At 59.8% G+C, this 8,008-nt stretch carries 9 protein-coding genes; all 9 read left to right on the top strand.

The window, feature by feature from the left end; translation table 11 throughout:
• Positions 1–151: 151 nt before the first annotated feature.
• Entirely contained in the window at positions 152–580 is a 429-nt protein-coding gene (locus tag QMX93_RS28610) for a YciI family protein (protein WP_053120617.1), read from the top strand.
• A gap of 348 nt (positions 581–928) precedes the next feature.
• On the top strand, positions 929–1,666 hold the full coding sequence (locus QMX93_RS28605) for a hypothetical protein (RefSeq protein WP_282358903.1): 738 nt from the start codon (positions 929–931) through the stop codon (positions 1,664–1,666).
• A 10-nt stretch (positions 1,667–1,676) separates the two neighbouring features.
• Positions 1,677–1,862: a hypothetical protein gene (locus tag QMX93_RS28600; RefSeq protein ID WP_282358900.1), complete on the top strand. Its 186-nt coding sequence runs from the start codon at positions 1,677–1,679 to the stop codon at positions 1,860–1,862.
• Positions 1,862–2,812, top strand: coding sequence for a transporter (locus QMX93_RS28595; protein ID WP_053120626.1), 951 nt, complete (start codon positions 1,862–1,864; stop codon positions 2,810–2,812). The genes QMX93_RS28600 and QMX93_RS28595 overlap by 1 nt, the downstream gene beginning before the upstream one ends.
• Positions 2,813–2,835: 23 nt before the next feature.
• Complete coding sequence (locus QMX93_RS28590; protein WP_159812048.1) at positions 2,836–3,816, top strand: MoxR family ATPase; 981 nt, start codon at positions 2,836–2,838, stop codon at positions 3,814–3,816.
• Positions 3,816–4,763, top strand: coding sequence for a DUF58 domain-containing protein (locus QMX93_RS28585; RefSeq protein ID WP_282358895.1), 948 nt, complete (start codon positions 3,816–3,818; stop codon positions 4,761–4,763). The genes QMX93_RS28590 and QMX93_RS28585 overlap by 1 nt, the downstream gene beginning before the upstream one ends.
• Positions 4,760–5,359: a DUF4381 domain-containing protein gene (locus QMX93_RS28580; RefSeq protein WP_282358893.1), complete on the top strand. Its 600-nt coding sequence runs from the start codon at positions 4,760–4,762 to the stop codon at positions 5,357–5,359. The genes QMX93_RS28585 and QMX93_RS28580 overlap by 4 nt, the downstream gene beginning before the upstream one ends.
• Positions 5,346–6,338 carry a VWA domain-containing protein gene (locus QMX93_RS28575; protein WP_282358892.1) on the top strand — a complete coding sequence of 331 codons (993 nt, stop codon included), beginning with the start codon at positions 5,346–5,348 and terminating at the stop codon, positions 6,336–6,338. Before QMX93_RS28580 ends, QMX93_RS28575 begins: the two co-directional genes overlap by 14 nt.
• Position 6,339: 1 nt before the next feature.
• A complete protein-coding gene (locus QMX93_RS28570; RefSeq protein ID WP_282358890.1) occupies positions 6,340–7,920 on the top strand; it encodes a VWA domain-containing protein in 1,581 nt (526 codons plus the stop codon).
• Positions 7,921–8,008: the final 88 nt, after the last annotated feature.

The following is an 8,008-nucleotide window of genomic DNA, read 5'->3' as shown; positions in this document are numbered from 1 at the left end:
ATGGCGGCATGTCATACGACACCAATGCTGACTGACACACCGCCATCGCGAGCAGGCTCACTCCTACAGAAAGCTTTTTCAACCATGCTGTCGATTCATGTCCGGCCCGTTCGATTAAGCAGTGAACCCCACACTTTTCGGAGTAACCGCCATGCGATTCATGATCCTCGTAAAAGCCAGCGCCGATTCGGAAGCCGGCGTCATGCCCAGTGAAGAACTGCTCACCGCGATGGGCAATTTCAACGAGGAACTGGCCAAAGCCGGCATCCTTGTAGAAGCGGACGGTTTACACCCGAGTAGCAAAGGCGCCCGTGTGCGCTTCTCCGGCGACAAACGTACGGTGACTGATGGCCCTTTCATCGAAACCAAGGAATTGGTCGCCGGGTATTGGATCTGGGACGTTAAATCCAAGGAAGAAGCCATTGAGTGGGTCAAGCGCTGCCCGAATCCTATGCCGGGCACCGATTCCGACATCGAGATTCGCCAGATATTTTCCGCTGAAGACTTTGGCGCAGAGTTCACTCCTGAGGCTCGCGCCCAAGAAGAGCGCATCCGCGACCAAGCAAAGAAAAACAGCTAAACCTCGGATGTCCCCTGTAGGAGCTGCCGAAGGCTGCGATCTTTTGATTTTGTTTTTTACGGGCAAGATCAAAAGATCGCAGCCTTCGGCAGCTTCTACAGGTGAGTTAACTTTTTAGTACACAACCGAATAGTGAACAAGTACACAAAACCAAAGAATTAATACATTCGACTGGCAGACTTTGGATAAGCTGCTAGCGTAAACAAGACGTGTCCTAGAGGCTTGAAAAGAAAGGGATTACGCCGTACGGCCGACAAGTGCCGAGTTGTCCATTGAGCCACCAGGGAATCGGGGATGAAGTTCAATCGAGTGGGGAAGACTCTTTTTCTGGCAAGTTCGCTGGCGGCTATGCCGTTCGCGCAAGCAGACAACGCCGAAGACTCCAATAAAAGTAACAACCCGCTGAACGTGGCGCCGGGCGCCAACCTGCAGGACTACTACACCCCCAAACTCTACGACAGCAACGCTCATACCAATGACGTCCTGCTGCGCGGCACGTTGCCGATCGCCCCGAACGACTTTATCGGTGTGCCACAACTGGTACGCGCGACGCTGCCCATCAGCACCCGCCCCGATCCGCATAACGGTTACAGCACCGGCATGGGCGATCTAAACCTGTTCGACATTTTTATTCTGAAAACCGAAGGCGTGCAGTTGGGCATTGGCCCGCTGATCACCGCGCCGACCGCCGAACAGGACGAGCTCGGCACCGGCAAATGGCAAGGGGGCCTCGCGGCTGTCGCGATCGACGCCTCCCCGCGCGGATTGCTCGGCGCACTGGTGCAGTATCAAAGTTCTTTCGCTGGCGACAGCGACCGCGCCCACGTTGAAAGCGCGACCATGCAGCCGTTCATCATCCATAACCTGGAAAAAGGCTGGTACCTGCGCTCCACCGGCACCTGGACGTTCGACCTGAAAAACGACACCCACTACATCCCGCTCGGCCTGGGTGTGGGCAAAGCCTGGAAGTCCGGCAGCAACATCGTCAACGCCTTCATCGAACCGCAGTGGACCGTCGACCGCAAAGGCGACGGCCTGCCGCAATTCGTTGTGTATACCGGCATTAACTTGACCTTCGGCAAGTAAGGAAGACGCTATGCAGGTTACCCTCAAGGCCGCCGGCTACAGCTTGATGACGATGTTTGTCAGCTGCGGCGTCGGTGCCCAGGAATTCATCGCCAGCCCGCAAACTGATCGGAGCGCTATCTATGCAGCGACCGAGCGCCCGGCGGCGCCACTATTCGAATATTTATACAGCCAGAACTTTAAGCGGAGTCGTTGATGGTCAAGCCTTACGTTGTGCGCCCGTTACTGGCGCTGTGCATGATCGGCAGTCCGCTGCTGTACGCCGCCGAGGGCGGTGTTGGCCGGCCAATTACCGGTCAACAGGTGTTTTCCAACGCCGGTATCGTGCCGCCTGAGCCGGGCTGGGTCATGTCGTTGACCAGCATTTGGTACGACGGCTCGCTAAAAGGCAGCAACGGGGCGCCGATTTCCGGCGCGGTCAGTGGCGGGATCGACATGAAAGTGTCGTACACCATGGCCAACTTCACCCACGTCTGGGACACCGGCAAAGGTCGCTGGAACTACGCCTCGGCCGTTGGCATTCCGGTGCAGTACACCGACATCAAAGCCAGCATCACCGGCCCGCGCGGGCGCACACTGGGTGACAGCGACTCCGGCACCCAATTCGCCGACGCCCTGATCACGCCGATCGCCGCCGGTTACCACTTCGACGAGTTGAACCACATCTCGCTGTCCCTGCCGATCTACGTGCCGACCGGTGCCTATAACGACGATCGACTGGCCAACCCGGGGCAGAACAATTACACGTTCATGCCGACCGTGGCGTTCACCCACCTCGACGGCAAGGGTGGCGAGCTGACGCTGTCCAGCGGTCTGGAGTTCTACACCGAGAACGACGCCACCGATTATCGCAACGGCAACATCTTCACCCTCGACGCCCTGTGGACCCACGGTTTCGGCAATGGCTGGAGCGCCGGCGTTGCGGCGGGTTATATCCAGCAACTGACCGACGACAAAGGCCAGACCGCCGATACCTTCAACGGCTATCGCGGTCGTTCCGTTGGCGCCGGACCGGTGGTGGGCTGGTCGGGGAAATTTGCCGATGCCCAAGCCAATATCAGCGCCCGTTGGGTACCGGAGTTCGACACCAAAAATCGTCCTGAAGGCAACGGCTTCAGCGTCAACATGACCCTGGCATTTTTCTAGACCCGGACACAAAGGACTGCCCCATGACTGCACTTACCGACCTCAATGCCCTGCAAGCCAGCATCGCCGAATCGGTGCTCGGTCAGGATCAAGTGATTCGGCAGATCCTGCTGGGCCTGTTGGCCAACGGCCATTTACTGTTGGAAAGTCTGCCGGGGCTGGCCAAGACGCGTACGGTCAAGGCGCTGGCCAAACACCTCGACGCGAAAATGAGCCGCATCCAGTTCACCCCGGATTTGCTGCCGTCGGACATCACCGGTGCCGAAGTGCTGCATCAGGTTGAAGGCAAAAACGAGATCCGCTTCCAGCCCGGCCCGCTGTTCGGCAACCTGATTCTCGCTGACGAAATCAACCGTGCCCCGGCCAAGGTTCAGGCGGCGCTGCTGGAAGCGATGGAAGAACGCCAGATCACCGTGGCCGGCACCAGCCATCCGTTGCCGGATTTGTTCATTGTGGTCGCCACACAAAACCCGATCGAACAGGAAGGCACGTATCCGCTGCCGGAAGCACAGATGGATCGTTTCCTGATGAAAGTGCTGCTCGATTATCCGAGCGCCGACAACGAAAGCCAGGTGCTGCGCCTGCTGCGCGCCGAAGAATTCGCACAAGGCGCCAACACCGCGCCGAGCAAGGGTTTCAGCCTGTCGCAGGAGGTAATTTTCGCGGCACGCAAGGAAGTCAGCGCGGTGCATGTGTCACCGGCCATCGACAGTTATCTGATCGACATCATCAACGCCACCCGCCACCCCGCCGATTACGACGAAGACCTCGCGCGCTGGATTTCGATTGGTGCCAGCCCGCGTGGCGGCATTGGTCTGGATCGTTGCGCCCGCGCCGATGCATGGCTGCAGGGGCAGGATTTTGTTTCGCCGGACAATGTGCGCGCGGTGGTGCACCCGGTGCTGCGTCATCGTTTGCAATTGAGTTATGACGCGGTGGCTGACGGCGTCAATGCCGATCAAGTGCTCGATCGGATTCTCGACAAAGTAGCGATTCCGGCCTGATGTCAAATACGAAGAGCAGCGACGGCCTGGTCTATGTTTCTCTCGCGCAGTTGATGGCGCTGGAGTTCAAGGCCCGTGACCTGAGTTTTCTCGCGCGTCAGCCGCAAGGCAGCATCCTTGCCGGCAACCATGCCTCGCGCCTGCGTGGTCGTGGCTTGAATTTCGATGAACTACGCCGTTACCAGCCGGGCGACGACCTGCGTCACCTCGACTGGCGTGCTTCGCTGCGCACCGGCAAACCGGTGGTGCGCACCTTTACTGAAGAGCGTGATCGTCCGGCGTTGATCGTGGTTGATCAGCGCATGTCGATGTTTTTTGGTTCGCAACGCAGCTTCAAATCCGCCCTCGCAGCCGAACTCGGCGCATTGGCCGCATGGATGGTGTTCAACGCCGGCGACCGGGTTGGTGGGCTGGTGTTCAACGATCAACGTATCGACAGCATCGCGCCGTTGCGCAGCCGTAAACGCGTTGAAGCGCTGCTCAGCCGCATCGCCGAACAGAATCAGGCGCTCGACGCGGCTAACCCGGATGCCGAAGGTGAAGACCAGCTCGACAACGTCTTGCAGCGTTGCCTCGCGCTGGCTGGTCACGACCATTTGATCTGCATCGTCAGCGACTTCGCCGGAGCCGGCGAACGTACGTTGCAACTGATGCGCCAGCTGTCGGCGCACAACGACGTGATCGCCCTGCAAGTATACGATCCGCTGGCATTGAAGCTGCCGAACAATGGCCGCTTGCTGATTACCCAAGGCCAGTTGCAGGTCGAACTGGCCATCGAAAAACGCAATGTGCATCAACCGCTGGGGGATTTTCTCGGTGGTCGTTTGAAGGACGTCGCCACCCTGCTGCGCCGCAGTCAGGTGCCGCTGATGATGTTCAGCACCGCCGAAGAAGCCCACGCGCAACTGCGTGCCGAACTGGGCAAAAGCGCCGGGGCACGGCGATGAATCCGAATATCCCGAGCATCGATCAACTCAAAGAGTTGGCCCCGCCCGCGCCGGTCAGTTATGCGCCGCAAACGTGGGGCTGGTGGGTGTTGCTTGGGCTGCTGATCGTATTGGCAATCGTGATTGGCGTGCGCCGTTACCTGCAATGGCGCCGCGATGAATACCGCCGGGAAGGCTTGGCGCGACTGGCACAACTGCGTAGCCGCAGTGACGACCTCAATGCGCTGCGCGAACTGCCCGAGCTGCTCAAGCGAGTGGCGCTTTCAATGCCTGGCCAATCTCTCAAACGCACTGCGATCCCTGTAGGAGTGAGCCTGCTCGCGAAGGGACCAGTACATTCAACAGTTTCATCGACTGATGCGACGCCATCGCGAGCAGGCTCACTCCTACAGGGGGTTGCGGCGTTGGGGAGGGAGGATTGGCAGCGCTTCTTGCAAGCGCACAGCAAGAAACCGCTCCCGGCGGATTTCAGCGCACAACTCGCGCAACTCGCCTACGCACCCGACGACACCCTGCGCGCCCTCCCCACGCCGCAGCGTCAGGCGTTGTTCGACACGTGTCAGGACTGGCTGGAGCATCATCATGTGGCAACTTGATTACCCATGGTTGTTGCTTCTGCTGCCGCTACCGTGGCTCGCTTACCGCTACCTGCCGGCCTACAACGAAGCGCGCAGCGCCGTGCGCGTACCGTTTTTTGCGGCGATGAGCCGCGCTGTCGGCGAAGCGCCCAGCCATGCCGGCACTCGGCGCAACGTCTGGCAATTACTCTTGAACCTGTTGGTCTGGGCGCTGATTTTGCTCGCCGTGGCACGTCCGGTGTTCGTTGAAAAACCCATCGAACGTCAGCAACCGGTGCGCGACCTGATGCTCGCCATCGATATTTCGCAGTCGATGGAAACCGAAGATTTCACCAACGCCAACGGCGAAAAAATCAATCGCCTCGCCGCCGTCAAAGACGTGGTGCAAGGCTTTATCGACAAGCGCAAGGACGACCGCCTCGGCCTGATCGTCTTCGGCAGCGGCGCTTATCCGCAGGCACCGCTGACCCTCGATCATGCGAGTCTGTCGCTGTTACTGGCCGACACCGGCATCGGCATGGCCGGGCCGAACACCGCGATCGGCGATGCCATCGGCCTCAGCCTGAAGCTGTTGGATAAAGCCCATGAGCAGGAAAAAGTGCTGATTCTGCTCACCGATGGCAACGACACCAGCAGCGCGATTACTCCCGATCACGCCGCCGAAATGGCCGCCAACAAAGGCGTGATCATCCACACCATCGGCATCGGCGACCCGAGTGCTTCGGGCGAGGCCAAAGTCAATCTGCCGGGTCTGGAGCAGATCGCGAAAACCACCGGCGGCCAGTTCTTCCGCGCTGAAGACCGCTCCGCGCTCGATCAGGTTTACAGCACCCTCGACCGCCTCACGCCGCATCAGGTGAAAACCCTCAGCCATCAGCCGCAACGCGAGTTGTTCTATTGGCCGCTGGGGGCGGCGATGTTGTTGCTGGGCCTGTATCACCTCGGCGCGCTGCTGTGGCCTCGGCTGTCATTCGCCCGTCAGCGGCAGGAGGTCTGAGATGGACATCAACCTCAGCGACTTCCATTTCCTGCGCCCGTTCTGGCTCCTGCTCGCGCTGTTCGGCGCATTGTTGCCGTTGATCTGGCGCCGCAGCCGAGATCTGCAACGACAGCTGCGCGGCAACATCGCCGAGCATTTGCTGCCGCACCTGTTGATCACGCCACAAGACAATCAACGCCTGCGCCCGGTGCATCTGCTCTGTGCGCTGTTGATTCTCGGCGCCATCGCGGCGGCCGGGCCGACGTGGGAACAGGATCGTCCGGATTTTCTCGAAAATCGCGCGCCGCTGATCGTAGCCGTCGATCTGTCACCGTCGATGGACGCCAGCGATGTGCAACCGACGCGACTGGAAGCGGCCAAGCACAAACTGCATGACCTGATTCAGCGTCGCGCCGGTGCCCGTACGGCACTGATCGCCTACGCCGGCAGCGCTCACCTGGTGTTGCCGCCGACCGACGACCCCGCCCTGCTCGACTCATTTATTCAGGCGTTGGGCACCGGGTTGATCGACAAACCGGGGGAAAACGTCGCCGCGGTGATTGAGCAGGCGAAACGCTTGCTCAGCGCAGAAAAGACGCCGGGCAGCCTGCTGCTGATCACCGATGGCGCCGATACCGCGCAACTTGATGGCCTCGACAAGCAGTTGAGCGGCAGCCAGTTGCAAGTGTTAGTGCTGGCGGTGGGCAGCGAGGACGGCGGCATGATCCACGACGCCAGCGGGCAGCCGCGCACCGATGCCAACGGGCGCCCGGAACTGGGCAGTTTTGATCAAGCGGCAATCAAACAGTTGGCTTCTGCTGTCGATGCGCCCCTCGGCAGCCTGACCCTGAATGACGATGATCTGGACTGGATCGAGCTGCACGCGCAACAGCACTTCCAAAGCGCCAGCGCCGAACAGCGTGAATTGCACTGGAAAGACGCCGGTTATTGGCTGTGCTGGCCGTTGCTGTTGCTGGCATTTTTCGGCGTGCGCAAAGGCTGGAGCGTGAACTGGATGGCCGCGTTGGTGCTGGCCGTGGGACTGGGTGGCATGCCGGCTCCGGCGCAAGCGAATGCACTGACCGACGCCTTCTTCACTCGCGATCAGCAAGGTCGCTGGGCCTTTGAGCACGGGCACCTGCCTCAGGCAGCAGCGCTGTTTGTCGATCCGTACTGGAAAGGGGTCGCGGCGTATCACGCGTCTGACTATGACTTGGCGCTGGCGACTTTCGCGCGGCTGGACACGCCACAGGCGTACTTCTATCTGGGCAATATTTACGTGCGCCGTTTCAAGTTTGATGAGGCGATTGCCGCGTACACCCAAGCCTTGAAACTGCAGCCGCAATTCCCGGAGGCCACGGCCAATCTGGCGTTGGCGCAGGCGTTGCTCAAAGACACCGAAAGTGCCGAGAAAAACGCGCCTGAGACCAAACCGGATGAAGTGAAATTCGACAAGGCCAAGGGCAAGGGTCAGAGCAAGAAGGTCGAATCGGAGCAAGCCGCATCAGATGCACTGTGGTTGCAGAACCTGACGACATCGCCGGCGAAGTTTCTCAAGCAGAAATTCAGCTTGCAGGATCAGGCGGGGGTTAAGCCATGAATCTCCGGAACCGAGTTGCGGCCATCGCGAGCAGGCTCACTCCTACATTGATTTTGTGTACGGCAAAGATCCCCTGTAGGAGTGAGCC

It is taken from the genome of Pseudomonas sp. PS01303, from assembly GCF_029959385.1.
GTDB lineage: Bacteria > Pseudomonadota > Gammaproteobacteria > Pseudomonadales > Pseudomonadaceae > Aquipseudomonas > Aquipseudomonas rustica.
Note: the sequence above shows the minus strand (reverse complement) of the source record. Positions and strands in the feature narration are given on the sequence as shown.